At 52.3% G+C, this 24,920-nt stretch carries 24 protein-coding genes; 12 read left to right on the forward strand and 12 right to left on the reverse strand.

Annotation, left to right across the window (positions count from 1 at the left end; translation table 11 throughout):
• Positions 1-4 precede the first annotated feature (4 nt).
• Positions 5-1,306: an NCS2 family permease gene (locus BLT01_RS13215; protein WP_092098512.1), complete on the reverse strand. Its 1,302-nt coding sequence runs from the start codon at positions 1,304-1,306 to the stop codon at positions 5-7.
• A 156-nt stretch (positions 1,307-1,462) separates the two neighbouring features.
• Here BLT01_RS13215 and BLT01_RS13220 point away from each other — a divergent pair, with 156 nt between their 5' ends.
• On the forward strand, positions 1,463-2,293 hold the full coding sequence (locus BLT01_RS13220) for an aldo/keto reductase (protein ID WP_176765161.1): 831 nt from the start codon (positions 1,463-1,465) through the stop codon (positions 2,291-2,293).
• Positions 2,294-2,344: 51 nt separating this feature from the next.
• Here the strand turns inward: BLT01_RS13220 and BLT01_RS13225 are convergent, their stop codons facing one another.
• Genes BLT01_RS13225 through BLT01_RS13235 form a run of 3 tightly spaced genes read right to left on the reverse strand, consistent with a single transcriptional unit; the run spans position 2,345 to position 4,135 of the window.
• Positions 2,345-3,190, reverse strand: coding sequence for an RluA family pseudouridine synthase (locus BLT01_RS13225; protein WP_092098514.1), 846 nt, complete (start codon positions 3,188-3,190; stop codon positions 2,345-2,347).
• Positions 3,191-3,235: 45 nt separating this feature from the next.
• Positions 3,236-3,703 carry a thioredoxin family protein gene (locus BLT01_RS13230; protein ID WP_092098516.1) on the reverse strand — a complete coding sequence of 156 codons (468 nt, stop codon included), beginning with the start codon at positions 3,701-3,703 and terminating at the stop codon, positions 3,236-3,238.
• Between the two features lie 6 nt (positions 3,704-3,709).
• Positions 3,710-4,135 (reverse strand): disulfide oxidoreductase, encoded by a 426-nt coding sequence (locus BLT01_RS13235; RefSeq protein WP_092098517.1) that lies wholly within the window; start codon positions 4,133-4,135, stop codon positions 3,710-3,712.
• Positions 4,136-4,357: 222 nt separating this feature from the next.
• Here BLT01_RS13235 and BLT01_RS13240 point away from each other — a divergent pair, with 222 nt between their 5' ends.
• Both BLT01_RS13240 and BLT01_RS13245 read left to right on the forward strand, forming a co-directional pair.
• A complete protein-coding gene (locus BLT01_RS13240; protein ID WP_092098519.1) occupies positions 4,358-5,902 on the forward strand; it encodes a bifunctional GNAT family N-acetyltransferase/carbon-nitrogen hydrolase family protein in 1,545 nt (514 codons plus the stop codon).
• A gap of 130 nt (positions 5,903-6,032) precedes the next feature.
• The gene (locus BLT01_RS13245; protein WP_092098521.1) at positions 6,033-6,347 is read left to right on the forward strand and encodes a hypothetical protein; all 315 of its coding nucleotides are present in this window, start codon (positions 6,033-6,035) and stop codon (positions 6,345-6,347) included.
• 60 nt (positions 6,348-6,407) lie between these two features.
• Here the strand turns inward: BLT01_RS13245 and BLT01_RS13250 are convergent, their stop codons facing one another.
• The 3 genes from BLT01_RS13250 to BLT01_RS13260 all read right to left on the reverse strand — a co-directional run bounded on the left by BLT01_RS13250 (position 6,408) and on the right by BLT01_RS13260 (position 9,714).
• Positions 6,408-7,013, reverse strand: a complete 606-nt coding sequence (locus tag BLT01_RS13250) for a hypothetical protein (protein WP_125904120.1) — start codon at positions 7,011-7,013, stop codon at positions 6,408-6,410.
• 361 nt (positions 7,014-7,374) lie between these two features.
• A complete protein-coding gene (locus BLT01_RS13255) occupies positions 7,375-8,253 on the reverse strand; it encodes a cation diffusion facilitator family transporter (RefSeq protein ID WP_092098525.1) in 879 nt (292 codons plus the stop codon).
• A 114-nt stretch (positions 8,254-8,367) separates the two neighbouring features.
• Complete coding sequence (locus tag BLT01_RS13260) at positions 8,368-9,714, reverse strand: hemolysin family protein (protein ID WP_176765162.1); 1,347 nt, start codon at positions 9,712-9,714, stop codon at positions 8,368-8,370.
• A gap of 199 nt (positions 9,715-9,913) precedes the next feature.
• On the opposite strand from BLT01_RS13260, the gene BLT01_RS13265 reads away from it, so the two are divergent.
• The 9 genes from BLT01_RS13265 to BLT01_RS13305 all read left to right on the forward strand — a co-directional run bounded on the left by BLT01_RS13265 (position 9,914) and on the right by BLT01_RS13305 (position 21,676).
• Positions 9,914-11,107 carry a class I SAM-dependent rRNA methyltransferase gene (locus BLT01_RS13265; RefSeq protein WP_092098527.1) on the forward strand — a complete coding sequence of 398 codons (1,194 nt, stop codon included), beginning with the start codon at positions 9,914-9,916 and terminating at the stop codon, positions 11,105-11,107.
• A 91-nt stretch (positions 11,108-11,198) separates the two neighbouring features.
• A complete protein-coding gene (gene chrA / locus BLT01_RS13270) occupies positions 11,199-12,392 on the forward strand; it encodes a chromate efflux transporter (protein ID WP_092098529.1) in 1,194 nt (397 codons plus the stop codon).
• A 486-nt stretch (positions 12,393-12,878) separates the two neighbouring features.
• Entirely contained in the window at positions 12,879-14,627 is a 1,749-nt protein-coding gene (locus tag BLT01_RS13275; protein WP_092098531.1) for an ABC transporter ATP-binding protein, read from the forward strand.
• The gene (locus BLT01_RS13280; protein WP_092098533.1) at positions 14,620-16,377 is read left to right on the forward strand and encodes an ABC transporter ATP-binding protein; all 1,758 of its coding nucleotides are present in this window, start codon (positions 14,620-14,622) and stop codon (positions 16,375-16,377) included. Before BLT01_RS13275 ends, BLT01_RS13280 begins: the two co-directional genes overlap by 8 nt.
• 324 nt (positions 16,378-16,701) lie before the next feature.
• Positions 16,702-17,094: a hypothetical protein gene (locus BLT01_RS15095; protein ID WP_143020601.1), complete on the forward strand. Its 393-nt coding sequence runs from the start codon at positions 16,702-16,704 to the stop codon at positions 17,092-17,094.
• A 63-nt stretch (positions 17,095-17,157) separates the two neighbouring features.
• On the forward strand, positions 17,158-17,931 hold the full coding sequence (locus tag BLT01_RS13285) for a hypothetical protein (RefSeq protein ID WP_092098535.1): 774 nt from the start codon (positions 17,158-17,160) through the stop codon (positions 17,929-17,931).
• Positions 17,932-18,716: 785 nt separating this feature from the next.
• Positions 18,717-19,514, forward strand: coding sequence for a hypothetical protein (locus BLT01_RS13295; protein WP_092098539.1), 798 nt, complete (start codon positions 18,717-18,719; stop codon positions 19,512-19,514).
• 9 nt (positions 19,515-19,523) lie between these two features.
• Positions 19,524-20,171, forward strand: coding sequence for an ATP-binding cassette domain-containing protein (locus BLT01_RS13300; RefSeq protein WP_092098541.1), 648 nt, complete (start codon positions 19,524-19,526; stop codon positions 20,169-20,171).
• 227 nt (positions 20,172-20,398) lie between these two features.
• Positions 20,399-21,676, forward strand: coding sequence for an MFS transporter (locus tag BLT01_RS13305; protein ID WP_176765163.1), 1,278 nt, complete (start codon positions 20,399-20,401; stop codon positions 21,674-21,676).
• Between the two features lie 19 nt (positions 21,677-21,695).
• On the opposite strand, the gene BLT01_RS13310 is transcribed toward BLT01_RS13305, so the two are convergent.
• The 5 genes from BLT01_RS13310 to BLT01_RS15255 all read right to left on the reverse strand — a co-directional run bounded on the left by BLT01_RS13310 (position 21,696) and on the right by BLT01_RS15255 (position 24,677).
• Complete coding sequence (locus tag BLT01_RS13310; protein WP_092098543.1) at positions 21,696-22,421, reverse strand: anti-sigma factor; 726 nt, start codon at positions 22,419-22,421, stop codon at positions 21,696-21,698.
• Between the two features lies 1 nt (position 22,422).
• A complete protein-coding gene (locus BLT01_RS13315) occupies positions 22,423-22,950 on the reverse strand; it encodes an RNA polymerase sigma factor (protein WP_406566738.1) in 528 nt (175 codons plus the stop codon).
• Positions 22,951-23,046: 96 nt separating this feature from the next.
• Positions 23,047-23,568 carry a COG4315 family predicted lipoprotein gene (locus BLT01_RS13320; protein WP_092098547.1) on the reverse strand — a complete coding sequence of 174 codons (522 nt, stop codon included), beginning with the start codon at positions 23,566-23,568 and terminating at the stop codon, positions 23,047-23,049.
• An 18-nt stretch (positions 23,569-23,586) separates the two neighbouring features.
• Positions 23,587-24,375, reverse strand: a complete 789-nt coding sequence (locus BLT01_RS13325) for an extracellular solute-binding protein (RefSeq protein WP_245696935.1) — start codon at positions 24,373-24,375, stop codon at positions 23,587-23,589.
• 152 nt (positions 24,376-24,527) lie between these two features.
• On the reverse strand, positions 24,528-24,677 hold the full coding sequence (locus BLT01_RS15255; protein ID WP_176765164.1) for a hypothetical protein: 150 nt from the start codon (positions 24,675-24,677) through the stop codon (positions 24,528-24,530).
• Positions 24,678-24,920: the final 243 nt, after the last annotated feature.

Consider the following 24,920-nt stretch of genomic DNA (forward strand, 5'->3'; position numbering starts at 1 on the left):
TCCCTCAGTGCGGCAGGAACAGCAGCTGATAGGCGAACATGACCGCAAACAGATAGAGGAGCGGATGGACGTCGCGCCATCTGCCCTTGACGATCTTGATGATCGGGTACGAGATGAAGCCGAGCGCAATCCCGGTGGCGATGCTCGAAGTAAGCGGCATCGTAAGGATGATCAGAAACGCGGGGAAGGCTTCGTCAAATGATTCCCATTCAATCTCTTTTACAACGCCGATCATAAGACTTCCGACAATAATCAGTGCCGGAGCGGTAATTGCCGCAACTCCGGACAGCGAACCGACAAGCGGTCCGAAAAACGAGGCGATGATAAACAGAATGCCGACGGTCAGGGTCGTGAGCCCGGTACGTCCGCCGACTGCCACACCGGAAGACGATTCCACGTAGGCTGAGGTCGGGCTCGTCCCGAACATCGCACCGGCCGTCGCTGCAATGGAGTCGGCCAGGAGGGCGGGGCGGACTCTTGGCATCTTGCCGTCTTTCATCAGTCCGGCCTGGCGGGCAACGCCGAGCATCGTACCTGTCGTATCAAAAAGCGTCACCATGAGGAAAGCGAACACAACGCCGTACAAGCCATGGGAGATCACATCACCGAAAGCATCAATCGGATTCCAGACGATGAGCCCTTCCGGCAGATGCGGCATTCTCAAGAACCCGTCCGTGAATCGGAGCTGGCCGGTCAGGTAAGCAACAACGCCGGTGACGGCCATACCGATGAAAATCGCTCCGTATACGTTGCGCGCCATCAGGATGACCGTGATGAACAGCCCGAATAGAGACAGCAGGACAGGAGGGGAAGTCAGGTCGCCAAGCTTCACCAGGTTGGTCTCGTGGTGGGCGACGATCCCGGACAGCCGGAGGCCGATAAAAGCGATGAAGAGACCGATTCCGGCGGTTATGCCGTGCTTCAGGTTTTCCGGAATGGCGTCGATCAGTTTTTCACGGATCGGTGTGAGCGAAAGAATGACAAAGATGATGCCTGCGACGAACACGGCGGAAAACGCTGCTGCGTAGTCAAGCGCGCCGTCTGAAGCGATGATGACCGAAGTGAAATACGCATTCAGACCCATGCCGGGCGCGATGGCAATCGGGTAGTTGGCGAAAAGTGCCATCCAGAGCGTCCCGATTACTGAGGCGATGATGGTCGCCATAAACACCTGGTCGAACGGGACACCGGCATCAGCCAGGATGATCGGGTTGACGATGATGATATAGGCCATTGTCAGGAATGTCGTCATGCCGGCCAGAACTTCAGTTTTTACGGATGTATCATGCTGTTTCAGTTGAAACATTCATTTTCCTCCTTCGGAAACACGAACGATAAAAGGGACCATCAATCATAATATTCGTTTTGATTGCAGATTTCAACTGAAACTTTAAAAATCAAATGGGTCGATTTCATGTTCTTGCTCCGATAAAATGAAAGAGAATCAGAAGGAGGGAATGGCATGGAACTGAATCTGCAATCGAAGAAAACGCTTGCCAACGGTGTGGAAATGCCGCGGCTCGGCCTTGGCGTGTACAAGATGACCGAACCGGCCGAGGCGGTCGAAGCGATGACGGCGGCGCTTGAAGCGGGCTATCTTGCCATCGATACGGCTTCCCTGTACGGCAATGAAGTTCAGGTAGGAGAAGCCGTCCGTGCATCCGGGGTGAAGCGGGAAAACCTCTTTATCACCTCGAAGGTCTGGAACACCGATCAGGGTTACGATGAAACCTTGCGCGCGTTCGAAAAGACGCTTGAAAATCTGAAGGTGGAATATCTTGACCTGTACCTCACGCACTGGCCGGTGGAAGGGAAGTTCACGGATACATACCGGGCCATCGAGCGGCTCTATGAAGAAAAGCTGATCCGTGTGCCGGGTGTCTCGAATCACCATCGCCACCACCTGGAGGCCGTGTTTGCAAAGGCCAATGTGAAGCCGATGGTCAACCAGATCGAGCTTCATCCATACTTGAGCCAGGAGCCGCTCCGCGAATTCTGCCAGGAAGAAAATATTGCCGTGACGGCCTGGTCGCCCCTCGCGCGCGGGAAACTCCTTGAGGAACCGGTCGTCAAACGCATCGCGGAAGCGCACGGCAAGGCTCCTGCCCAAGTCGTCATCCGCTGGCACCTCCAGCACGACATTATCGTCATCCCGAAATCTGTCCGTCCGGATCGCGTGCGCTCAAATGCGGACGTGTTCAATTTCACGCTTACGGGTGAGGAAATGCAGCAGCTTGATGCGCTGAACCGCAACGAACGCACAGGCAAAGACCCCGACAACATGGATTTCTGAACAATAAAAGACAGGTCCCGGATGCAATGCCGGGACCTGTCTTTTGTAAGGTTACGGAAGCCATTCCGGACGGACGGGATCTCCGATGTCCAGTAGTTTGCCGGTGAACGGATGAATGAAAGAGAGCCTTGCGGCATGGAGCCTGTACGATTCGCCGTCAGAAGGAAGCCCTCCATACAGCTTATCCCCGATAATCGGATGGCCGAGGTGCGCCAGGTGGACACGGATCTGATGGGTTCGGCCGGTGTCGAGTTCAAGCTTCACGATTGCACGGTCGCCTTTTTCCCGGATCACTTCGTAATGGGTGACCGCGTGCTGGCCGGAAGGAGAGACCCGCCTGCGGGTGGCATGATGGCGGTCACGGCCGATCGGAGCGGACACGGTTCCGCTCCGTTTTTTGAAAGCTCCCGCCGTCTCTGCGACATAGGTGCGCCGGATCGCCTTTTCCTCGAGCATCCTATCAAACACGGCTTTCGCCACCGGATGCCGGGCAATCAGTACCAGCCCGGAAGTGCCCATGTCGAGACGGTGGACATGTTCCGCGTATGGCCCGAACCGGGCAATGACCCGGTTCATCAGCGTACCGGTCCCGCCCGGTCCATTCGGGTGGACGGCGAGGGCTGCCGGCTTATGGACGATCAGGCAGTGGGGGTCTTCATGAACCACGTCCAACTCACGGCTATTCGGGATATAATCCGACTGGGCATCAGACAGCCGGATGGAAAGGGCCAAGCCTGCGGGGAGCGGTTCGTTCCAACGGAGCCGTCCGCCGTCCGAAGCTTTCACGGCATCCTGCATTCTCAATTCATGGACGAGCTTGCGGCCGAGTCTCCACCGGTCTTTTAAAAGGGTTTCGACAGGCAGCCCTTCTTCTTCAATCACAAAAGTGAATTCCATTTTTTCACCTCTTGAAAAAAACCGCGCTTGCCGCGCGGCTTTGGGTTATTTGGCGTATTCGTTCAGGAAGGCTTCGATGTTCTCGTCCGGTTGCGCACCGACAATGCGGCCGACTTCCACGCCGTCTTCAAAGTGGATCAAGGTCGGGGTGGCTTCAATCTGGTACTGGATAAAGCCGTCCTCATACTCAAGCAGATTAAGCTGATCGATCTGGACGCCCATGTCCTCGGCGATCGGCATGAGCCGGGGGGTCATTTCCTGGCAGTGCGGGCAGGTCGGGCTGAAGAAATAAGCGGTGACCGCTTTGCCGGACTCGATCTTCTTTTCCAGTTCGTCAGGGAGGATGATGTTCTGGTAGTTCTCGTCATCCAGCTGGTCGATGGTCGCCTGGTCCAGTTTTTTATCGCCGTAGGGGCTGTTTTCCAGTTTGGACTGATTGGATTGGTTTGTGAGGAAGACGATCAACGCAAAAACGACGATGACCGCCCCTCCGATGATCAGCAGTTTTTTCATGGGAAATTAGTTCGTCTCCTTTTGCCGTTTCAGCATGAGCAGGCTGAGGACGGCGATAATGATGAATGCGGTAAGGGCCAGAAACGGAATCGTCACAAACCCGATCCAGTTGATGTAGGCACCGGTGCAGCTCACCTGGCCGCAGGACGGTGCGGAGTCCTGGAGGGCGGGAAGCTTCTGAATTCCGTAATGGTAAAGAGAGATCAGGCCTCCGATGACCGACAGCGCCAGTGTATAAACGGCCACTCGGAAGTCCTTGCGGAAAATAGCGACTGCCCCGATGACGACCATCGGATACATCAGAATTCTCTGATACCAGCACAACTCGCAAGGGATGTATCCGCGGACCTCCGAGAAGTATAGTGATCCTGCCGTCGCGACAAGTGATACAGTCCAGACGGCGAGCAACATATTTTCAAGGCGTTTTTCCATAGATGTCGCTCCTGACATTTGAATTCATACTGATTATAGGAGGAGTGTTCCGGGCTTGACAATGATTTTGTCCCGGAACCGGCTGGACCAAAGACAATCCGATAGGTTGTCCGGCGGCCAAAATGGTTTGGCTATCAAGCCTGCGGGGAAAAGAATTAGAGTTTTCCAGAGAGGCCCTGACATCGTATAATGGGCTCATTGCAATGAAAAGGGGGCTCTGCCATGTCGGAACAATTTGATCTGTCATCATTCGAAAAAAGCATGGTCATCCGGGAGATGACCCATGACGATATTGACTCGATTCTGCGGATGCAGGACGAGTGCTTTCCCGGAATGGATCCATGGGAAAGGGCGCATCTTGAAAGCCACCTGAACATATTCCCGGAAGGCCAATTCGTGGCGGAGCTCGACGGCAAGATCATCGGATCCTGCTCAAGCCTCATCATCAACTTTGATGAATACGATGACCGGCATACATGGGATGATGTGACCGACGAGGGCTACATCACCAACCACAACCCGGATGGCTACAACCTGTACGGAATCGAAGTGATGGTGCACCCGGACTACCGGCGGATGCGCGTCGGCCAGCGTCTGTATGAAGCACGCAAGGATCTTGCCCGCGCGCTTAACCTGAAGTCGATCGTCATCGGCGGCCGAATCCCGAACTATTATAAACACGAGAAAGAAATGACGCCGCGCGAATATGTTGATGCCGTATCCCGCCACAAGATCTATGATCCGGTGCTGTCATTCCAGCTCATGAACGATTTTACGCTCATGCGGGTCAATCCGGACTATTTGCCAGATGACATGGCTTCACGCAAATACGCAACGCTCATGGAATGGAACAACATCGACTACAAGCCGCAGTCCAAACGCCACTTCAAGACCAGTTATCCGGTCCGGATCTGCGTGGTCCAGTACCAGATGCGCCAGATCTCCAGCTTCGGGGATCTGGCTGGCCAGGTGGAGTATTTCGTGGATGTGGCGTCGGATGCTTATTCCGACTTTGTCGTCTTCCCGGAAATCTTCACGACCCAGCTGATGTCCTTCCTCGACGAGCCGGTTCCGAGCATCGCCGTACGCAAGATGACCGGCTTCACGGAACAGTACATCGAGCTTTTCACGGATCTCGCCGTGCGCTACAACGTCAACATCATCGGCGGTTCCCATTTCGTCATGGAAGAGGATGAGGAGATCTACAACATCGCCTACCTGTTCCGCCGTGACGGATCCATCGAGAAACAGTACAAAATCCACATCACGCCGAACGAGCGGAAATGGTGGGGGATTTCCGCGGGGGATGCGGTCCGTGTGTTCGATACCGACTGCGGCAAGATCGCGATCCAGATCTGCTACGATATCGAATTCCCGGAACTGGCACGCATCGCGACCGATATGGGCGCAAACATCATCTTCACGCCATTCAACACAGAAGACCGCCAAGGGTACCTGCGAGTCCGGTACTGCGCGCAGGCCCGTGCCGTTGAAAACCAGGTGTATACCGTCATCTCGGGGACGGTCGGCAACCTGCCGCAAACCGAGAACATGGACATCCAATACGCCCAGTCGGCCATTTTTGCGCCATCCGATTTTGAATTTGCCCGGGACGGCATTGTCGGTGAAACTAACGCCAACGTCGAGATGGTGATGATCGGGGACGTCGACCTGGAGATTCTCCGCCGCCAGCGCCAGGACGGCACCGTCAAACAATTAAAAGACCGGAGACATGATGTATACCGGGTGGAATATAAAAAAAGCTGAACAGCAAAAGAGCCCCCGGATCGGAGGCTCTTTTGCTGTTTGCAACGTACTACGGAAGAAAAAGGGTTATCCCACCCCCATTCGGGTAAGGATGGATAGGCACAGCACAGTTCACAAGGAGGAATTCATCATGGAAACCAGCAAGTGGCTGAAACTCAGTGCGGCGGCTTTTCTGTCTGCAGGCATGCTCGCTGCATGCGGCGGGGATAACGACGATGACAACCTGGACGAAAAGGATCCTGTTGAAGAGCAGGCACCTGCCGGCAATGGAGGCACCGACGGCGAGGATACCAATGGAAATGAGGATATGGATTCGGAAACCGATACTGAAACGGATACCGACACCGATTCAACCGATGGAGACAAAAACGACGCCGATACGGATGACACGACAGATGACGAAGACATGCTGAATGAAACCGACGAGGAAAACGACAATTCCTGATGATCTGTAATGGAAAGCCCGGGGGCTCATCCCCGGGCTTTCCGGTGTTCCGGGAAAGATTCATTCCCCGTTGCGGATATGCTTGCCGCCGCTTGCCGTGACAGCACTGACGATTGGCTGATACTGCTGGAGCATCCTGCCGCGGTCAAAGTGATAAGTCTTTCCGTCTTTCATTTTAAACTCCAGGGATTGGACGAACAACGTGCTGCCTTTTTTGCTCAGGTTCTCGTTGACACTTTCAAAATCCGTCCACTCATAGGCCTGACTCGTCAAAGTGAACGGCCCATTGAATACGAAATGCTCAGACGTGTAGTAATAATAATCTTTCAAGGTAAGCAGGATGCCCGCAACGCCGATGGCAAACAGGACGAATGAAATCGTCCATTTTTTCATTTTGTCTTCCATGGCGGCAAACAGGACGAAAACGGCGGCTAGCGCGAGAAAACCGACCCCTCCCGTGATCAGGGACCAGCCGCTGGTGCCGATCAATTGTGCTTCCCTGGTGATGAAGCCGGTCTTCAGCGGAAGAAGAATCGCTGCGGGCCCCAGAAAGGCAAGAATGAACAGGATAATGGCGATGGTGAAGGAAATGACCCTGCGCTGATCCACTACATCATACAGAATGAAAACCCCCTTTTGTATCTGCTGAGGAAATACCTGAATCATTTGGTTCAGAATGTTCCCGACTTTAATACGGCGACATGCAGGAAAGGTTTCAAATTATTTGAAGAAAAGCTGCCTGTGTTCTTTTCCCGCACATGAACGGGTAATCGGCAAGCATAGGATGGAAGACAAAAAGGGGGAGTTCGTCTTGTCAAAAAGGAGGCTTTGCCTGTACGGAGTCACCGTGTTGGCCGGCTTGGTGATCGGAGTCATCATCACCTACCTCTCGGCTTTATAAGATGAAATCCGTGAGAACACCGGATAAACCTCATCCGGCCGGTTGTTAACTCTTTCGGAAAGCGCTGGTCCAGGGGTTGCAATCGGCATATCCATTACACCCAAAAAGCCATGAACCCTCAGGAGTTCATGGCTTCTTCGGAATGTCCGGCTCGATATGCACGAGCACGGTGGAGAACGGTTTGGCTTTCTGCAACCGCCTCTCAATTTGCTCGGTGATGCGATGGCTTTCAATGACGTTCAATGAAGGATCAACGGTGACCGTCAAATCGATGAACATCATATTGCCGTGCATCCGCCCCTTAAAGTCCTTGAGACGGATGACGCCCGGGACGGAAGCAGCAAGGTGGGCCAGCGCTTCCCCTTCATCTTCGTCAAACCCGTCCGTAAGCGTGTAGACGGCTTCCTTGAAGATCGAGCCTGCAGCATGCAGAATCAGCAAGGCGATGATGAGCGCCGTGATCGTGTCGATCACCGGGAAGCCGAAGATGGCTCCGGCAATCCCGGCAGCCGCACCAAAGCTCACGAGAGCATCGGAGCGGTTGTCGAGTGCGGCCGCCCGCAGTGCGGAACTACCGATCTTTTCGGCCAGGCGCAGGTTATACAAATAGACCCCATACATGACGAGCCCGCTTGCAAGTGCGACAAAACCGGTAAATGCGGAAGGCGTTTGTGCGTCCTCGCTAAATATGGAACCGATGGCGTCCGCCAGCACTTGCAGCCCGACAACCGCCATGATGAAGGAGGCGATGAGCGAAGCGATTGTTTCGGCGCGGAGATGGCCATAACGGTGATTGTGATCCGGCGGCTTTTGGGAAATCCGGAGTCCGATCAGGACGGCAATGGATGCAACGACGTCTGTCGTGTTGTTCAGTGCATCCGCCTTCAGTGCCTCGGAGGACCCTGCCACCCCTGCGATAAACTTCACGGTGCTCAGCATAATATAGCTGAAAATGCTGACCCAAGCGCCGCGCTCTCCCTGTTTCAGATTTGAGTAAAGGTCCATGTTCCCACCTCCGGATTGTTCAGTATACCCCAATTTTCAAATGGATGTTTTCCTGTGGGAAACTTCAAAGATGGCAAAACAAAAACCCCCGGAAGCAAGGCTTCCGGGAGCAAATCAGGATTCTGCGGCGGTGGCATCTTCGGCGGTCAGGAGTTCGGTTTCCTCTTTGATTTTCTGGACTTCGATGTACAGGATATGATGGCCTTCCATGTCCTTGACAAGGAACTCATAGCCCTGTTCAATCATCTTTTCGCCTTTGACGATGTCGAACCGTTTGGCCATGAACCAGCCGCCGATTGTATCGATGTCTTCTTCGTCGATGTGGATGCCGAGGATGTCGTTGACATCCTCGATCAGCATTTTTGCATCAAAGATGTAATGGCCTTCGCCGATTGCCTGAACATCGGGCACTTCATCGACGTCGAACTCATCCTGGATGTCGCCGACAATTTCTTCGAGGATGTCTTCAATCGTGACGAGTCCGCTCGTGCCGCCGTACTCATCCATGAGCACGGCCATATGGATCCGTTCGCGCTGGATTTTCAGGAGCAGGTCACCGATCGGGATGGACTCGATCACACGGATGATCGGCTGCAAAAAGTCAGACACCGGCCGGTCGCCGGACGAGGGATCTTTGATATAGGCGGTGAGAAGATGCTTCATGTTGACGAGACCGATGATGTGGTCCTTATCGCCGTCAGTGATCGGGTAGCGGGTGTACTGCTCCACACCCATGACATCGAACACTTCCCTGAGCGTCATGTCCTGCTCGACCGTCATCATTTCAGTCCGGGGAACCATGATCTCCCTGGCGATGCGGTCGTCAAACTCGAAAATCTTGTTTACATATTTATATTCGGACTGGTTGATCTCACCGCTTTTCAGACTGTCGGAGAGAATCATGCGCAATTCCTCTTCGGAGTGGGCCGCTTCCGATTCCGACATCGGCTTGAAGCCGAACAGCCGGATCAGTCCCTGCGCTGCACCGTTCATCGTATGTATGAACGGGTACATGAGCTGGTAAAATGCGATAAGCGGACCGGAAAAGCTCAGGGTGATCGCTTCCGCCTTCTGGATGGCCATCGATTTCGGGGCGAGCTCGCCGACGACGACGTGGAGGAATGTCACGACAGAAAAGGCGATGACAAAGGAAAGAAACGAAGCGACGTTGCCCTCGATCTCAAACCGCTCGAATAGGGGACGGAGCATCCGCTCGACGGTCGGCTCGCCAAGCCAGCCGAGGCCGAGTGCCGTAATGGTGATGCCAAGCTGGCAGGCCGAAAGGTATTCATCCAAGTTGGTGATGACCTTTTTTGCCCGGATTGCTTTCCGGTTTCCTTCAGCGATCAGCTGATCGATGCGTGTCGTCCTGACTTTCACAATTGCGAATTCACTCGCGACAAAAAACGCGGTGAGGGCGATTAAGGCAGCAAACGCTGCCAATCGTATGGCAATGTCCAAATAAAGCCTTTGTCCATGACCCGAATGAGGGGGAGGACAAAGTGTACACCTCCTGTGAATGTAAAAAATAGTGAGTTACTACTAATGATAATTCCGTGTCCTCAAAAAGACAATCATAAAATCCTTCCATAAGGCGCAAATTCGTCTATTTTGTGCAGTCGTGCGATAATGGGAAAAACTGAAACCTGGAGTTGGAATCATGAACACAATCCATTTAAAAGTTGATGCAAAAACAGCAGAGGCAATCAGGGCGGGCCAGCCGGTTATCCCAAAGGATGCCGTACAGAACCCATCTTTATTCGGGAATGAAGGGACATTGCTCCGATTGCAGGACCCTTCAGGGAATTATGTGGGAACCGGCTATCATGGCCTGCAGAACAAAGGTGCGGGCTGGGTGCTCTCGCGTAATGAGCAGGAAACCATCGACAAGGCATTTTTCTCACGGAAAATCCGTGAGGCGGCCGGCCGGCGGAAGCCGTTTTTCGAAAACCCGGAAACGACGGCGTTCCGCGTGTTCAACGGAGAGGGGGACGGCATCGGCGGGATGACGATCGACCATTATGCCGGCCACTGGATGGTCAGCTGGTACAGCGAGGGCATATATTCGATGCGGCAGTTTGTCTATGAGTCGTTGAAGGAAATGCCGGAGGTCCTCTCCGTCCACGAGAAAAAACGATTTGATCCGAAAGGCCAATACATGGAGCAGGACGATTTTGTCATGGGTGAGCAGCCTTCCTTTCCTCTGCTCGTCAGGGAAAACGGGATGAATTTTGCGGTCGATCTGAATGACGGGGCGATGACCGGCATTTTCCTGGACCAGCGGGATGTGCGGAAGGCCATCAGGGACGACTATGCAGCCGGCCGCCGGGTGCTCAATACATTTTCCTATACAGGGGCATTCTCGGTAGCAGCGGTCCTTGGAGGGGCGAAGGGGACGGTGAGCGTCGACCTTGCAAAGCGGAGCCTGCCGAAGACGATTGAGCAGTTTGCCGTCAATGGCATCGACTATGAGGCTCAGGATATCGTGGTGATGGATGTGTTTGATTATTTCCGGTATGCCGGGCGCAAGGGGCTTGAGTTCGACCTGGTCGTCTTGGATCCGCCGAGTTTTGCCCGGTCCAAAAAACGCACGTTCAGCGCGGCGAAAGACTATGCCGCTCTGCTGGAGGACGTGCTTGCGGTCACGGCAAAGGGCGGCATCGTGATCGCCTCGACGAACCATGCCGGATTCGGGATGAAGAAGTTTAAGACGTTCATCGACAAGGCGTTCCGTTCAGCCGGCAGGAAGTACAGCATCGTGAAGGAATACCGTCTGCCGGACGATTTCCGCACGCCGAGAAATTCCCCGGAATCCGATTATCTGAAAGTGGCGGTGATCCGGGCGGACCGATAAAGCCGTTTGTTAAGAGTTTGTAAAGAGGGTCCACCTCCGGTCCGGAGTCCGTTAGGATAGGGTGGACATCTTTTTGCGGAGGAGTTTTTGAATGGAAAAGAAGGAAAGAGGGCGGTATGGCGAAATTTTGTCGGCGTCGCTCAAGTTGGGCATGACGTCGTTCGGGGGGCCTGCCGCCCATCTCGGTTATTTCAGGGATGAATATGTGAAAAAGCGACAGTGGCTTGATGACCGGGCATACGCAGACCTGGTGGCCCTGTGCCAGTTTCTTCCGGGTCCTGCGAGTTCTCAGGTCGGCATCGGAGTCGGCCTGATCCGAGGCGGCATAGGAGGCGCGATGCTGTCCTGGTTCGGTTTCACGATGCCGTCCGTCATCATTCTCATGCTGTTTGCATATCTTGTTGCTGGTGATGTGCCATTTGATACCGGCTGGATCCGCGGCCTCAAAATTGTCGCGGTCGCAATCATTCTTCACGCATTGATCGGCATGGGGAAAAACCTGACTCCTGATGCACCAAGAATTGCGCTTGCAGTTTTGGCGGGAGCGGGCGTGTTACTTGTGCCGACTGCCTGGGGCCAGATCGGCGTCATCGTCCTTGCCGGGCTCGTCGGTTATATCTTATACAGGAACAGGCAGGCCGGGAACGGCGGGGACGATGCAACGATTCCGATGCCGATCGGGAAAAAAGCGGGTGCCCTGGCTTGGGTGCTGTTCTTCGGGCTGCTTGCGCTGCTGCCGGTGGTCCGCCAGGCAGCGGATCATATCCTCGTCTCGATCACCGATAGTTTCTACCGGGTCGGTTCGATCGTTTTCGGCGGCGGCCACGTCGTCCTGCCGATGCTGGAGCGGGAAGTGGTGCCGCAAGGTTACATGGATGCGGAAACCTTTATTGCGGGCTATGGCGCCGCACAGGCAGTGCCGGGTCCCCTGTTTACGCTGTCCGCATACATCGGCATGATCATGGACAATGTACCGGGAGCGCTTGTCGCGGTTGTCGCGATGTTCCTGCCGTCGTTCCTCCTCGTGGTCGGAACGCTTCCGTTCTGGTCGGTTCTCCGCAAGAAAACCTGGCTGAGGGCGGCACTGACCGGCGTCAATGCCGCAGTTGTGGGGATTCTCGCGGCGGCCTTGATCAACCCGGTCATCCCGAGCTCGATCTTCTCGGTTTGGGACGTCGCGGTTGCGGCGCTTTGTTTTTGGCTGCTCCAGTTCAGGAAAACACCGCCATGGGGCGTCGTGGCGGTCGCGGGTGTGCTCGGCGCCTTGCTCCATGCATTTCTTTGAAGTTCATCCACAAATATAGAACCCGGTTTGACTGCGGCCATTCTTAGGCGGTATTAATAAGTCAAGTGCAAATTGAGAAATTTCTCTGAAAACGGTTGACACAGGCTGATCCTCAAGGGTAGTCTGTTAAGGCAAACAAACTTACGGAAAGGGAGGTGTGGACGATGCACAACATGATCATTCCAATCGGACTCGACAACAGCTGCATATCGCCATGCCTCCCCGGACTGAGGCCGTAATCACACGGCACCAGTGTCTTTTCAGGGGTCCGGCATGCCTGCCGGACCCTTTTTCATTGAGCGCGCCTCCATGACCGGGGGCGCGTTTTTGCGCCTTTTTCGGGTATCACCGCGCATTTGCGCGCTGAATACAAAAGCAAAAAAACGGAAGGAGAAATGGTGATGTGCATTACAAAAGAACGCAAGATCCTCGTCAAGGAATCAAAAGAAGGCGGGTAGTTCCCGCCAGGGAGAGAAGGGATAACCAATGTTCTCAGTCTTGTTTAAACTGAACTGGTTCTTCAAGGAGAACTGGAAGCGGTATACGTTGGCGCTGATATTACTTACGTTCACCAACATCCTCGTCGTTGTTCCGCCGTGGCTGATCGGCCGGGCGATCGACACGATGTACCGCGGCGATATGACGGAAGGGCTGCTCATGGCCTTTGTCGGCGTGATGGTCCTCCTCATGGCAGTCAATTACGCATCGAACTTTATCTGGCAGTACCAGCTGTTCGGCGGGGCGAATGTGATCGAGCGTGTTCTCAGGAGCCGGCTCATGCGGCATTTCCTGAAGATGACACCGACATTCTACGAAAAAAACCGGACGGGCGACCTGATGGCGCGCTCGACAAACGACCTGCGCGCAATTTCCGAAACAGCCGGATTCGGCATCATGACACTGATCGACTCGACGCTCTACCTGGCGACGATCTTGCTGACGGCCGGCTTCCTCGTTTCATGGAAGCTGACACTGGCCGCCATCCTGCCGCTGCCGATCCTGGCGGTCATCATGCAGGTGCTCGGCAAGAAAATCCACGAGCGATACGTCGTGGCACAGGACGCCTTCGGTGAACTCAATGATGACGTGCTTGAGGCGGTTGCCGGTGTCCGCGTTGTCCGGGCCTATGTCCAAGAGCGCGCCACGGAAGAGAAGTTCAGAAAGAAAACGGAAGAGGTCTATGAGAAAAATATGGCGGTCGAGCGGATCGATGCGCTGTTCGCGCCGACATCAAAAGTGCTCACCGCGGCCAGCTACGCAATCGGCCTCGGCTACGGTGCCTTCCTTGTCTCGACCGGCGAGATGACGCTCGGCAACCTCGTCACATTTAACGTCTATCTCGGGATGGCCGTCTGGCCGATGATCGCGATCGGCGAGCTGATCAACGTCATGCAGCGGGGGAACGCCTCCCTCGACCGGGTCCACGAGACGCTGTCCTATCTGGAAGACGTGCGGGATCCGGACCAGCCGAAACGGGCCGGACAGCCGGATGACGTCACGTTCGATGACGTGACATTCCGCTACCCGCAATCGTCGTCGGTCAACTTGGACCGGGTCAAAGTGCGCCTCGAGCGCGGCGGGACGCTCGGCATCGTCGGAAAAACGGGCAGCGGCAAGACGACCTTCATCCGCCAGCTGCTCCGGGAATATCCGGCAGGTGACGGGGAACTCCGTTTTTCCGGTGTCTCTGTCAGTGATCTGACAAAAGACGAAGTGCGGGACTGGATCGGCTATGTGCCGCAGGACCATGTGTTGTTCTCGCGGTCGATCCGCGACAACATCCTGTTCGGCAAGCCGGACGCGACCGATGCGGAAATCGACGAAGCGATCCGCCTGTCACATTTCCGCAAGGACCTCGCGATGCTGCCGCAGGGACTTGAAACGCTCGTCGGCGAAAAGGGAGTCGCGCTTTCCGGAGGCCAGAAGCAGCGGATCTCGATTGCCCGTGCACTGATCAAGGACCCGGACATCCTGATCCTTGATGATTCGCTGTCTGCGGTCGACGCCAAGACCGAGACGGCGATCATCGAAAACATCCGGCAGGGCCGGGAAGGCAAGACGACGATCATCACGACACACCGGCTGTCGGCGATCGAGCATGCCGACTGGATCATCGTCCTCGAAGACGGCAAAGTCACCGAGGAAGGGACGCATGGGTCCTTGATCGAAGCGGGCGGCTGGTACCGCGAACAATTCGACCGGCAGCAGATCGGGGAGGTGGAGCACCATGAATAAGGGGAAACGGCTGGTCCGCTACGCGACGGATCAGAAACGATACGTCATTCCCGGCGTGATCTGCCTGGCGCTTGCCGTAGCGGCTGACCTCGCCGGGCCGCTGATCGCGAAGCGGATTATCGATGACCATATCGCGGGCAGTGAAGGAGGCGGGATGGAATTCGCCCCGATCCTGATGCTGCTTGCGGTCTTTATGGGCCTGGCGGTGGTCACGGCGGTGTTCCGCTACGCGGAATACCTGCTCCTCCAGAAAGGCGCGAACCGCATCATCCAGAAGATGCGGAACGAAGTGTACGGCAAGATCCAGACGCTTCCGGTCCGCTACTTCGACAACCTGCCGGCGGGCAAGGTGGTCGCACGCATCACCAATGACACGGAAGCGATCCGCGACATGTATGTCACGGTACTGTCCCAGTTTGCGACAAGCGGCATGTACATGATCGGGATCTTTGCTGCGCTGCTTTATCTCGAACCGGCGATGGGCGCGATCACGCTACTGCTCATCCCGGTGCTTTACATCTGGATGCTCTCCTACCGGAAGTACGCCTCCAAGTACAACCGGATCATCCGCGGGAAAGTCAGTGACCTGAATGCGATGATCAACGAAGCCATCCAGGGCATGACGATCATCCAGGCGTTCCGCCGGGAAAAGCAGATGGAACAGGAATTCAATGAACTGAACGACGAACACTTCAAGTACAACAACAAGCTGCTGTTTCTCGATTCGGCGACGTCGTTCAACCTGGTCGACGTCCTCCGGTCGATGACGTTCATCGCGTTCATCCTGTACTTCGGCAATGTGGCGCTTTCCGCGCCGGCCGCGATCTCTGTCGGGGCGCTGTACGCCTTCGTCGACTACATCACGCGCCTCTTCAACCCGATCACGGGCATCGTCAACCAGTTTTCCCGCCTCGAGCACTCGCTCGTCGCGGCGGAGCGGGTGTTCGAGCTGCTCGATCAGGAAGGTGAGGACGTGAGCGACGAGAAGATCGCGCGCTACCGCGGGAACGTCCGGTTCGAGAACGTCTGGTTTGCCTACAAGGACGAGGAGTATGTCCTGAAAGGCATCGACTTCGAGGCGAAACAAGGCGAGACGGTGGCACTCGTCGGCCACACCGGATCCGGCAAAAGTTCGATCATGAACCTGCTGTTCCGGTTCTATGACCCGTCCGAAGGCCGGATCGTCATCGACGGGACCGACATCACCAAACTGTCCCGCCAGACGGTGCGCGACCATATGGGCATCGTCCTGCAGGATCCGTACCTGTTCACCGGGACGATTCTGTCAAACATCAGCTTGGACGATCCGCGGATCTCCCGCGAAGACGTGGAGCGCGCCCTTGAGGCAGTCGGCGGCGACCGTGTGCTGAAAAACCTTCCGGGCGGCATCGACGCACCGGTCGTGGAAAAGGGCGTCACCCTGTCTGCCGGCCAGCGGCAGCTCGTCTCATTCGCCCGCGCGCTCGCGTTCGACCCGGCGATCCTGATCCTGGATGAAGCGACGTCGAACATCGACACCGAAACGGAAGAAATCATCCAGCATGCCATGGACGTCCTGAAAAAAGGACGTACCACCTTCGTCATCGCCCACCGGCTCTCGACGATCAAAAATGCCGACCGCATCCTCGTCCTCGACAAAGGCGAGATCGTCGAATCCGGCAGCCATGACCAACTGCTTGCGTACGGCGGTCAGTATGCCCAGATGTATAAGCTGCAGGCGGGAACGCAGGCAACGGGGAAGATCGGTTGAAGATAAGAATCTGTATAAGAGACAGCTCCGGCGAATGGGTTCGTCGGGGTTGTTTTTGGGGAGGGGGTGGGTGTGGAAGGAAAGAGCGTCAAGTATATTCTGTGGATGCCCGAGCACATTTGGAATAAGGTCGTTGTACAAAAATGATCTATTATCATACAAAATGATGGAATTGTACTAAGATTGAGCGACTTTTATAAAATTTATTGTCTTTTCTCCTTCTTTTTATTTACAATCACTATTTTTTAAGCTATTCTTTAAAAAAAGGGATTATTTTCCTCTAATAATCGGGTAGATTTTATCGAAAATTGAAGGAGAGATGAAATGACAATTAATCGAAAAGTAGCAACTAGCCTGCTTTCATTAGGGCTATTCTCTATCGGAACAGGAATTGCTACTGCCGCCACGTATTATGACTACGATGCAAGAGTCCCGGCTATTGCTGATTTTGAAACTACTAACAAAACTAAGCAAACGACTGGTTCGGCCTATAATAATGTAACTTATCTTGCGAAGGGTGCATCTTTGGTATCATGGGTTGAAAATACAAGTGGTACCAACATTACAAGCAAGGTGACATACTCTTCTACAGGAAAAAAGACAATGGATTATAAAGCGGCAAGTACCTATAAAGGAAAATCAGTGCATTTAAACATTTCCACGCCGTTTGGTGAGAATGAAGCTGTTTCAACGAAAGGAAATTGGACACCAAACTGATAAGCCTTGACTAGTCAAATGGTAATCTACCCGATTATTTCATTTTTCTTAGGCGGTGATTTATTGTCATACATTTTCGAAGAGCTGAAGAGGGCATTTTGGTCTCCGGCTATGTTGATTGCATCATTATTATCCATTTTCATGTTTATCGGGGGATTCATTGAATATATCAGCTGGCTGCCAAGTGGTCAGTTATCATTACTTTATCTATTTCTATCCGGATACAATTCAGGAACCGCCAATACACTTGCTCTTGCTTTCCCTATTTTGGCCTGTCTTCCTTTTGTCGCGAGCTATGTGCAGGATGAAAATAACCATCTGACGAATTATATATCTATCCGCACTTCTGAGCGGACATATAAAACGATAAAATTCTTCATAACTGGTTTAACGGGCGGAGTCGCGGTGGCGATTGGACCGGTGGTTGGTTTTATGATTCTTTCTGTTTTAAGCTTCGTTTTTCAACTTCCTTTGGAAGGTGAGGGCCTGGAAACAGCTGAAATGTTCCATTCCATGGGTATTGCTTCCCCGCATCTCATGATCCTTTTGATCATCCTTACGATTTTTGGCTGCGGATTCACACTGGCATCATTTGGGCTTGGGTTATCTGTTTTTGTGAAAAACACTTATTTGGCAGTCTTGATGCCTTTCGTTTTTTATCTCATAACCAGTACAGTTTTTATTGACATTAACCCTCTATTAAATGCACAAATTTTATACGATATTAATAAAACAGGTATGGGAAGTTGGCCGAGAGTTGCTTATGCCGCAATCCTGATCATTATCGGGGCAGTAAGTTTTTTTGGCGGTGGGAGAAAAATTGAATATACGAGATAAGATAGAGTTGCTGCGTACGATCGGCATACGGTCTGCACTGGCAGCTTTTGGTCTAATAATCGTCTTTACATCCAATCATTTATTTGATGTGTTGGAACTGTCCAAAAATGTGAATGGTTACGATCACTTCTTACAAGTATTTGGGTTTTTATCGATCTCGTACTCGATTGTACCCATATTTTTAATGGTATTGTTAGTTTACTTTTCGAAAATGCAGATAAGACCCTATATTAGTTTACGCTATGGAAGCACGACAGCATGGGTTTCATCTGAAATGATGCTGATCGGATTGCTGAGTGTTGCCACTGTGCTGGCGTTCGTTTGTATCTGTTTTTTGCAGTCTTTACTCACCCTTGGCTTTAAAGGTGGTTGGAGCGAACACGCGAAAAATTATTATGAGTACTTTGAGGTGTTTTTAAATCTCCATCATCCGGTTCAATACATCATCGTTACGGTCATTTGTACGGCATTCCTTCTTTTTGTGTTAGGTTTGATTTTTTTCATCTGTTTTCTGAAATTGAGGAACATCATAGCGTCATTGGTAATTGTCGTTCTCTGTTGGATGTTCAATAACTTAGTAACGATAGGGAAAATCGGAGTGCTTTCTCCCTGGTTGTTTACGGATCATGTAGATCTCTTCACTTACATGTATAGACATAAAATTTCTCAATCATCTTTTCCGTATCAAATAATAATCTACTGGTTGATTTTAACTGGGGTGCTCATCGCTATTTGCATTCGCATAGCGAAAACGGAGGACTTGATATTCGGAAAGGAAAACGTTCATGGGTAATTTACTCCGATATCACTATCGTTTATTAATTTGCACTCCAACTCTTTTGGTAGTGCCGGCTGCATTTTTGCTGAATGCTGTGATTGCTGGCATTTCGAATGATTGGAAACTACCGTACAGCGGTCTGAAGTCCGTTGCTTTTCTGCTCTATTTGCCGACTAACCCGTCGTTTGATTTGGTCCGTTGGTTGCTAATATTGACTCCCTATTTATTAATAACGGGCCTGTATCTTCATGATGAATTTACGGGACGTTTCGTTAATGTGTCCATTCAATCCAAGAGGTCAACTTTATGGTTGGATTCCTTTTTGATCGTAATGACCTTATTTATTACTGTTGGAACAATACTGGGGTTCTGTATTAATATGATGGCCGGATTTTTAATCAATGATGGCGGAGAAGCGGTTTGGATGGAAGGCTCAATGTTTGAAAAAGTGAATGCAGTCAATTTATTAGTAAGAGAGTTTATTCTAATGAATGGATCTGCAATGATTGCTGTGCTGACAAATATCTTATTGACACTGCTGTTTAGAAATATGGGCGTAGCCACACTTCTTACTGTGACCAGTATCATTGTCTCATTTGCAGTTGCCCGATTAGCAACCCCTCTCATCCCTTGGCTGCCAATCAATATGGGGTTGACTGCCTTCAATGAAATTCAGCCTTTTTCTCTTTTCCATGGAACAACAGTGAGTGTTGCAATGATTGTAATCTTGATCGCATTGATCCGATTAGTATTCCGATATCGGCTGGAAAGTTTATTTATTGAAGGACTTAAGCAGGAAGGGTGAAGTGTGCCAATGATCATTGAAATCAATCATGTTACGAAGACTGTAAAGGGCAATGATTTATTGAAAGATATCGACTTGAGGATAACGAAACCGGGAGTCTATGGAGTGATCGGACGGAACGGCTCGGGGAAAAGCGTTCTATTTAAGACAATTGCAGGTCTGTTGCGACCAACGACGGGAGAAGTGAAAGTTTTCGGCGAGAAAGTAGGCAATGGCAGGTTCCCTAAACACTTTGGTGCTTTATTTGATCTCCCGGGCTTTGTCCCGCGGTATACTGCTTTTAATAACCTAAAGCTTCTTGCCTCAATACGGGGGATAATCAGTACAGAGGATATACGGCAGGTGATCAGCAAAGTTGGATTGGACCCTGATGATCGGCGCCCGGTTAAAAAATATTCTTACGGCATGCGACAACGGCTGGGCATAGCGCAGGCCATCATGGAAAATCCAAGCCTTCTGATTTTGGACGAACCCATGAATGGCCTTGATGAAACAGGTGTAGAAGAAATTAGGGGAATGATCTTGGAGTTTAAAAAACAAGGCATGACCGTTCTCATTGCCAGTCATAACTCCGAGGATATCAAACTGCTGTGCGATCAAGTTTACCGAATGGATCAGGGCAAGCTAACACTTCATCAAACTGAGACAGTATCCTAAAGCAAATAGAAAGTAAAATGGTTGGGACAGCCCGTGCGTCGGATCGCAGGGGTTGTTTTTTGTTAAAAGGGCCGGGTGAGGGCGAGGTTGATCAGATAGATGGTGAGTGCCATCAGATTGAGACCGGGGGTCAGAGCTGGAAAAGATCATTAGCTTGTTGCTTTTCCCCTTCCATTCTCGTATAATTCGAATGTCGAAATAAACGGAAAACGAAGGAGCTCCCTCCAATGATGGCCTGGCTCAAAGACTGGAAAACCAAAATTTCGGGGTTCAGCCGCAACGTCCGGCTGTTCATGCTGGCGAATATCCTTATCCAAATCGGGATGGGGGTATTCGCGGTTATGTACAACCTGTATATCAAGGCGCTCGGCATGCCGGAGACCGTGAACGGGAACGTCATCTCGATGACCGCGCTTGCAACGGCGATCATTCTCGTGCCGGCCGGACTGCTCAGTGACCGGTTCGGCAGGAAGTGGCTGCTCATCGGCGGGTCGGCGCTCACGATGCTGACCCTGTTCTACCGGGCTGTGGAAACAGCGGAAGGCACGCTCGTGGCCGCCGCGTTCGTCACCGGCCTGACGATGGCGTTCGTCCAGGTGTCGGGCGTGCCGTTCCTCGCGGAAAACTCCACCGCCTCGGAACGGGTCCATCTGTTCAGCATTTATTTCTCGCTCGTCACCGTTGCGGGTGTGATTGGAAGCCTCGGCGGCGGCGTGATCGCGGATCTGCTTGAGAAAACATTCGGCCTGCCCGTCGTGGAATCGATCCGCTGGTCGCTCATCGCCGGAGCGGCGATCTTTGCTGCGGGCATCGGGCCGCTGTTTTTCCTGAGTTCCGGAAAAGCGGTGCAAGAAGACAAAGAGGCGACGCCCGCAAGGATTCCCGAGCCGCCTTCCGAAGAGGACCCGGCGGATGCCGCGCTCGGCCGGAATGCCCGGCTCATCTTCCATCTGGGGATCGCCAATCTGCTCATCGGCTTCGGTTCGGGTCTCGTCATTCCGTATCTGAACCTATACTTCGCGAACCGGTTCGGTGCATCGAACGCCTACATCGGCCTCATCCTGTCGCTCGGATCCGCCATGACGGCCGTCGCGATGATGATCGGCCCGGCGCTCGTCAAGCGCGTCGGCAAGGTGAAAGCGCTCATCTTCTTCCAGCTCGCGTCGATCCCGTTCCTGTTCCTCACCGCCTACACAATGTCGCTCGGCCTCGCCTCGCTCGGATTCCTCATGCGCCAGGCACTCATGAACGCAGGCAACCCGATCCAGAGCGCCATCTCGATGGAAATCGTCCACGACAAATACAAAGGCCTCGCCAACTCCGTCAATCAGACCGTCTTCCAGGCCGGCTGGGCCGCGATGGGACCGGTATCCGCAGGCCTGGTCGTCGCCTATGGCTCCTATTGGGGATACGCATGGGCGTTCACGATCACGGGTGTGCTGTATATGATTTCGTCAACGTACTATTATCTGGTGTTCGGCAGGAGGAAGCTGGCGGGGGAGTAATTCGGGCAGACGGCCTTCCTTAACCTGTCCCCGCCACTTTTTTCCCGCGCGGCTGGCGGCTGGTGTCATCGGGTTCTACGGTGATTCCGATTTGATCAAACCGGATGTCTTTTTTTAGGCTGAATGATAATGTGCCTGTACCTTTTCGATCCGGCTTGAAAATGCCGGCGTTTTCCCGTTCTCCGTCCTTCAGCAACCAGACCTGATAAACTTCCGAGCCTTTTAATGCCGGCATGTTCCTCATTTGAACAATCAATTTCTTTGACTTATCTTCCTGGATCACCGCGGCGATTCCGGTTAACTCTCTCTGATTGATATCTGTGCCTTCAAAAGACCAGGTATTGAGCGTTTGGGTGGCGATTTGATCTGTTTGTAAGGCTGCTTTGAACTCCTGGAAGTAGGGGCTGTTCAAGCCGAGAAAACAGATCACTGCCGCCATGGCCAGCACAAGTCCGCTCGTCAGCGGGGTGAACTGTTTTTTTAATGAATCCAGCCAGGAGGCGGGACGGGAAGAAGGGCGTTCAGATTCTGTGGCCAGGACATATTCCATGACCTCTTTCTTTAGGGCGGCAGGCACTTCTTTTTCCTTAAAGTCATATTGAAGGAAATTCCAGGCGCCGCTCATGTCAGAGTACTCTTCAGAACAGGTTTTACATTGATCCAGATGATGTTTGAATTGTTTTTCCTCCTTTTCGGTCAGTTCGCCTGCAATATACGGAATCAGCTGTTTGCATGGGCCGTCCATCTTATCTCTCCCCCAGTTCCAAATGTCTTTTTAATCGCTTCAGCGATTGATGAAGCCTGCTTTTGATGGTTCCGACGGGTTCATTTTCAATCTGGGCGATCTCCGTCAGGGAGTAGCCTTGCCAATACAGGAGATGGATCAGCCGATACTGGGCGGAACTGAGCCTGCTTTTTGCAGCAGACAACTCATCCTGAAGCAAGCCGGCTGCAGCCTCATCTGACACCGCGGAGGATTCCTGAGGGGAGGGATTCATCATGTTGATCTGCTTCTCGCGATGGATCCGTTCCTTCCGGATATAATCAATGCAAATGTTCCGATTGATCGTGAGGATCCAGTTTACGAAGCTTCCTTTTTCGGAGTCATAGCCGCTCTTTGTTGTCCATAGTCTCAAAAACACGAGTTGAACCACTTCTTTCGTACTTTCTTCATTTCCGTTCATGAACTTAAAGGTGAATCCATAAATCAGTTTAATGTACCGATCGTAAATTTCTTCAAGAGCAGATGATTTCTTTTCCTTGATTAATTTCATTAGTTCTTCATCGCTTTTGTCAGTCAAGTCATGGTTGCCCCCTTCGTTCTGAAAACAAGGAGGAACTGTTGTGTAAACACAACAGTCCCGTTCAGATTACTTGAATTCCGTATCTTTAGTAACGATGTACCAGGCGTCTTTGGCTCCCTGCCCGTTTACATCTCCCTGTTCTTGATCTTTCTTGAAGTAATAAAGCGGGTAGTCTTTATAAGTGACCTGTGTTTCGCCGGTGTCCTGTCTCGTCACGGTTCCAAAGTCTTTTTCATCATAGCCCTCGGGAACACCTGTGACGTCCTCGTTGAACGGCGGCCAATTTTCCAGACAATCTTCCGTGCAATTGCTTTTTCCGGGCTCATCATTTGTGAAGTAATAGAGTGTCATGCCTTCTGAATCGGCAAGATATTCTCCGTGCTGATCGTCGCTGAGAAGCTGCAGGCCCATGGTTCCATTTTGTGCCTCGCTGTTTTCCTCTGATGTATTCCCATCTCCTGTATTCTCGGCAACGTTTCCTTGGTCGGCCTCTTTTGCTTGATCTTCATTGTCGTTGCCGGAGCTTCCGCAAGCACCCAGTAAAACGGCTATCCCGAGAAGGGCCAAGAACTGCATCATTTTGTTCATATTAGATCACTCCCGTTTTTATTTCCATCCCCATTTCTGAAACACTTGATGGGACGGATCCGTTTTTAGAAATTCGATGAATTGCTTTGCGTCTTTTTTCTGGTCGGAATCTGCTGCAATGGCGATCGGTGTACCCCGGTAGAGTTTTTCCTCTTCAGGAAGCTCGACCAGATCCGTAACGTCTTTTAACCGGTGATGCCACGATTCGTATGTGATCCAGGCATCGTGTTTGTTATGTTTTTTCCACAACTCGATGGCTTTCGCACTGTTGGGCACGGATAGGTCGATATTGTTGCTGATGCCGGGAATCAGCCCTTTCCGGCCCGCCAAGTCTTCCCAGAGCCCCAGCTGGCCGGCACCATTGACATCCAGTATTTTGACGCCTTCTTTAGTCAAATCCTCAAGTGATCGGATGTTTTTCGGATTGCCTTTTCTGACCAATATTCCTGCAGCCCGTGGATATAGTTCTTCGATTGTCTTTTCATCGATTAGTTCCGGATGTTCAAGCATCGTGTTGCGAAGCATATAGTGTGACCCTCCATACACAAGGTCAGCTTGCTGCTTTGCTTCTTTGATCCACTTGGATTCGGGGCCGGCGGTGACCTTTACCGGTATGCCGGTCTCCTCCGTGAATTTTTCTGCCAGCTCTTCCATAGGCCCCAAAGGCCCTCCAGGTCCGTATACATACAAGGTGTTTTCGGCCTCTCCGGATGATTGTGCTTCCGGTGTTTCCGTTCTGCCGCATCCCCACAAAAACAATGGAATGAGAAGAAGCAGGATGATCCATGATTGGGTCTTTTTCAACAATTCCAACTCTCCTTTCCGAGAAAATTCGGTCTTATTATAAGAAACGGACGGGGTGTCTGAATGGTTTGATTTTTTAAAATTAGATATTGCCACTGTCGGGCTGAGCGGGAAAAACCTCCACGCCCGATTCGGACGTGGAGGTTTTTTAGCACTTATCGTTTCTGATTGTCAGCAGTATTGATCATACGGTTCTGCTCGTTCGGCTCGCGGGCCTTGTCCTTCATCGCTTCCTGCTCGCGCCGCTGCTGTTCGTTCAGTTTATCTTTCTCTTCGAAGTTGTTCTGCGATTTACTGTCTGCCATCGGGAATTCCTCCTTCCGGTGATACTTGGAGTATTCCCGGCAGATGACGATATCAAACGGTCTGCCCGTTTTTAACAAGGCTATCTGATTTGAAACAAGGAGCTCTAATTTGCACGAAGGGTGCCAGATTTGAACTAAGGAGCTCCGATTTGCACTAAGGGTGTCTGATTTAAAATATGGCCATCCGATTTGCACTAAGGCCGTCTGATTTGAAACAAGGAGCTCCGATTTGCACTAAGGCTG

Source organism: Bhargavaea beijingensis (assembly GCF_900101985.1).
In the GTDB taxonomy this organism is placed as follows: Bacteria; Bacillota; Bacilli; order Bacillales_A; family Planococcaceae; genus Bhargavaea; species Bhargavaea beijingensis.

What these genes read in the sequence shown, in the direction of transcription:
- chrA (WP_092098529.1), top strand. Translation starts at nt 11,199, where the DNA reads ATGGAAAAGAAGGAAAGAGGGCGGTATGGCGAAATTTTGTCGGCGTCG.
- BLT01_RS13250 (WP_125904120.1), bottom strand. Translation starts at nt 7,013, where the DNA reads ATGATTCAGGTATTTCCTCAGCAGATACAAAAGGGGGTTTTCATTCTG.
- BLT01_RS13255 (WP_092098525.1), bottom strand. Translation starts at nt 8,253, where the DNA reads ATGGACCTTTACTCAAATCTGAAACAGGGAGAGCGCGGCGCTTGGGTC.
- BLT01_RS13300 (WP_092098541.1), top strand. Translation starts at nt 19,524, where the DNA reads ATGATCATTGAAATCAATCATGTTACGAAGACTGTAAAGGGCAATGAT.
- BLT01_RS13225 (WP_092098514.1), bottom strand. Translation starts at nt 3,190, where the DNA reads ATGGAATTCACTTTTGTGATTGAAGAAGAAGGGCTGCCTGTCGAAACC.
- BLT01_RS13320 (WP_092098547.1), bottom strand. Translation starts at nt 23,568, where the DNA reads ATGAACAAAATGATGCAGTTCTTGGCCCTTCTCGGGATAGCCGTTTTA.
- BLT01_RS13305 (WP_176765163.1), top strand. Translation starts at nt 20,399, where the DNA reads ATGATGGCCTGGCTCAAAGACTGGAAAACCAAAATTTCGGGGTTCAGC.
- BLT01_RS15095 (WP_143020601.1), top strand. Translation starts at nt 16,702, where the DNA reads ATGACAATTAATCGAAAAGTAGCAACTAGCCTGCTTTCATTAGGGCTA.
- BLT01_RS13265 (WP_092098527.1), top strand. Translation starts at nt 9,914, where the DNA reads ATGAACACAATCCATTTAAAAGTTGATGCAAAAACAGCAGAGGCAATC.
- BLT01_RS13245 (WP_092098521.1), top strand. Translation starts at nt 6,033, where the DNA reads ATGGAAACCAGCAAGTGGCTGAAACTCAGTGCGGCGGCTTTTCTGTCT.
- BLT01_RS13240 (WP_092098519.1), top strand. Translation starts at nt 4,358, where the DNA reads ATGTCGGAACAATTTGATCTGTCATCATTCGAAAAAAGCATGGTCATC.
- BLT01_RS13215 (WP_092098512.1), bottom strand. Translation starts at nt 1,306, where the DNA reads ATGTTTCAACTGAAACAGCATGATACATCCGTAAAAACTGAAGTTCTG.
- BLT01_RS13235 (WP_092098517.1), bottom strand. Translation starts at nt 4,135, where the DNA reads ATGGAAAAACGCCTTGAAAATATGTTGCTCGCCGTCTGGACTGTATCA.
- BLT01_RS13220 (WP_176765161.1), top strand. Translation starts at nt 1,463, where the DNA reads ATGGAACTGAATCTGCAATCGAAGAAAACGCTTGCCAACGGTGTGGAA.
- BLT01_RS13275 (WP_092098531.1), top strand. Translation starts at nt 12,879, where the DNA reads ATGTTCTCAGTCTTGTTTAAACTGAACTGGTTCTTCAAGGAGAACTGG.
- BLT01_RS15255 (WP_176765164.1), bottom strand. Translation starts at nt 24,677, where the DNA reads ATGGCAGACAGTAAATCGCAGAACAACTTCGAAGAGAAAGATAAACTG.
- BLT01_RS13315 (WP_406566738.1), bottom strand. Translation starts at nt 22,950, where the DNA reads ATGAAATTAATCAAGGAAAAGAAATCATCTGCTCTTGAAGAAATTTAC.
- BLT01_RS13310 (WP_092098543.1), bottom strand. Translation starts at nt 22,421, where the DNA reads ATGGACGGCCCATGCAAACAGCTGATTCCGTATATTGCAGGCGAACTG.
- BLT01_RS13295 (WP_092098539.1), top strand. Translation starts at nt 18,717, where the DNA reads ATGGGTAATTTACTCCGATATCACTATCGTTTATTAATTTGCACTCCA.
- BLT01_RS13230 (WP_092098516.1), bottom strand. Translation starts at nt 3,703, where the DNA reads ATGAAAAAACTGCTGATCATCGGAGGGGCGGTCATCGTCGTTTTTGCG.
- BLT01_RS13280 (WP_092098533.1), top strand. Translation starts at nt 14,620, where the DNA reads ATGAATAAGGGGAAACGGCTGGTCCGCTACGCGACGGATCAGAAACGA.